Below are 2488 nucleotides of genomic sequence, written 5' to 3'. Positions count from 1 at the left end.
AGTTTATGCAGATGCTCAGGCTGGATTTTGGGAATATGGTCCATCTGGTGTAAGCTTGAAAAACAAATTCTTGGAATTATGGCGCAGAGAGTTGATCAGACGAGACGGAATGATGGAAATTGATGGCTCACAGATAATGTCAAAGTCTGTATTTGAGGCATCAGGTCATTTGGGAAATTTTGCAGATCCAATAATAAAATGTGCAAAGTGCAAATCAACTTTTAGGGCAGATAGAACAATAGCTGAGATTTCTAAAATAGAAATTCCTGAAAGTGCCGATTTGTCAGAGTTTGATAATGCCATATTACAAAACAACATCAAGTGTCCAAAATGCAAAGGAGACTTTGAAAGTACTAAAAAGTTTAACATGATGTTCAAAGTAGGAATCGGTCCAGAAGAAGAAGAGGCATATCTTAGACCTGAGACATGTCAATCTATCTTTGTTGATTTTCCTAGATTGTACAAAACAATGAGAGGTAAATTACCATTAGGAATTGCCCAAGTAGGAAAGAGTTTTAGAAATGAAATATCACCAAGACAGAGTTTGTTAAGATTACGTGAGTTTTATCAGGCAGAAATCGAGATCTTTTGCAATCCTACAAAACTAGATGATATTGAAAAGTTTACAGAAATTGAAAATACGATAATCAGAGTACAAACTGATTCTGAGATTGTTGCAATGACATGTAAAAAAGCAGTTGAATCAGGAGTTGTTCCAAACAAGTTTGTAGCATACTATTTAGCTATTCTAACCGAATTTTATGAAAAGACTGGAATTGATATTACAAAAAGTAGATTTCGAAAACTGGGTGATAAAGAAAAGGCGTTTTATGCACAAGTTGCATTTGATTTTGAAGTAGAGACCACTATTGGGTGGTTAGAACTAGTTGCATGTAATTACAGATCAGATTATGATTTATCCAGTCACGCTACAAAGAGTAAAGAGAAATTTGAGGTGATGGATAATGAAGATAAAGTTCTTCCCCATGTGTTTGAGATTTCAATGGGAATTGATCGTAGTCTGTATACTATTTTAGAGCATAGTCTCATTGATGACAAGGAACATGAAAGAGTTGTTTTATCATTAAAGCCATATCTATCTCCAGTTCATGTCGGAGTTTTATCATTGATAAAAAAAGACGGACTAAAAGAAAAAGCAGATGAGATTTATCTCCAGTTAAAGAGAAAATACGATGCTTTTTTGGATCATTCAGGCGCAATTGGTAGAAGATATCGTAGATTAGATGAGATTGGTGCTCCATTTGCAGTTACTATTGATTATCAAAGTATGGAGGATCAGACAGTAACAATTAGGAAAAGGGATTCAATGTCACAAGAGAGAATAAAGATCTCTGAGATTGATTCTATTTTAGCTAAAGAAACCGCTTTTCCTTAAAAAATTTAGAAGTTACTTTTTCTTTCCTTTGTCATCTTTTTTGTCATCAGACTTTCCTTTGTCATCTTTTTTGTCATCAGACTTTCCTTTGTCATCGTGGTTGCTATTTGATTGGTTATTATCTGAATCTTCTCCTTCGTTATCATCATCAAATTTCTTGAGAATTTCACATTCATCTATTACATTATTTCCATTGCCACCATAACATTTGTCCAATTCAGTACCACCATTAATGTAATCATTATCGTTACCACCATGGATTGTATCTTTTCCAGCATCACCATATAAGGTATCAATACCGTTGTTTCCATTTATTTTGTCATTGCCATCTCCACCTGAGATATAATCATCACCGTTGTTTCCATTTATTTTGTCATTGCCTTCTTCTCCAAATATTGTATCATTACCACTTCCACCGTTTATTTTGTCATCTCCTGATCCTCCATAGATGCAATCATTTCCTTTCTTACCGTTAATCTTGTCATCTCCTGCAAAGCCACGAATGAGGTCATCTCCATTTGTACCTTGTAGATTATCATTGCCTGGAGTTCCATCAATAATTGAAGTGTATGCTGAAATTGGTAATCCACAGAATAGTTCAGTCTGAGTTAGTGTAACAATTCCAGCAGTACTACTAATAGTATCATATTGATCTGTGGCATTGTAGGAGAATGTGTAAGTGCCAGTAAAGCCTACAGGTGGATTAAAAGTGAAACCCCCATCTCCATTCCAGATAAGTTCTGGATGAACCGCCGGAGAATGTAATATAGCGGAAGTTATAGTATTTTGAGATAGATCATTTGCCAATACGCCTGGTGCAGGAACTACCAATTGATTATTTCCAATTACATCATAGAAATCAGCTACTGATAGTGGTTCATCTGTACCATTAACACAATTATCATCAACTCCATTGAAAGGATCTTCGATTTGACCTGGGTAGATTAATGGATTGTCATCAGCACAGTCATTTCCACCAAAATTTGAAGCATCTGAAATATAACCATCTCCATCTGCATCTGGATCACATACATCACCTAAAGAGTCATTATCAAGATTTGCTTGATCAGAATTGGAATCATCTGGGCAATT

2 protein-coding genes are annotated in these 2488 nt (G+C 35.2%); one reads left to right on the top strand and one right to left on the bottom strand.

Annotated features, from left to right (window positions below; genetic code table 11):
• On the top strand, nucleotides 1-1396 hold a 1396-nt coding region (gene glyS, locus BG20_RS00100; RefSeq protein ID WP_010189412.1), incomplete at its 5' end, for a glycine--tRNA ligase.
• Nucleotides 1397-1408: 12 nt separating this feature from the next.
• On the opposite strand, the gene BG20_RS12070 is transcribed toward glyS, so the two are convergent.
• Nucleotides 1409-2488, bottom strand: a 1080-nt coding sequence (locus BG20_RS12070) for a calcium-binding protein (RefSeq protein ID WP_010189411.1), incomplete at its 5' end; no start/stop codon positions are given.

The sequence above is a fragment of the Candidatus Nitrosarchaeum limnium BG20 genome (assembly GCF_000241145.1).
Taxonomy (GTDB): domain Archaea; phylum Thermoproteota; class Nitrososphaeria; order Nitrososphaerales; family Nitrosopumilaceae; genus Nitrosarchaeum; species Nitrosarchaeum limnae.
Note: the sequence above shows the minus strand (reverse complement) of the source record. Positions and strands in the feature narration are given on the sequence as shown.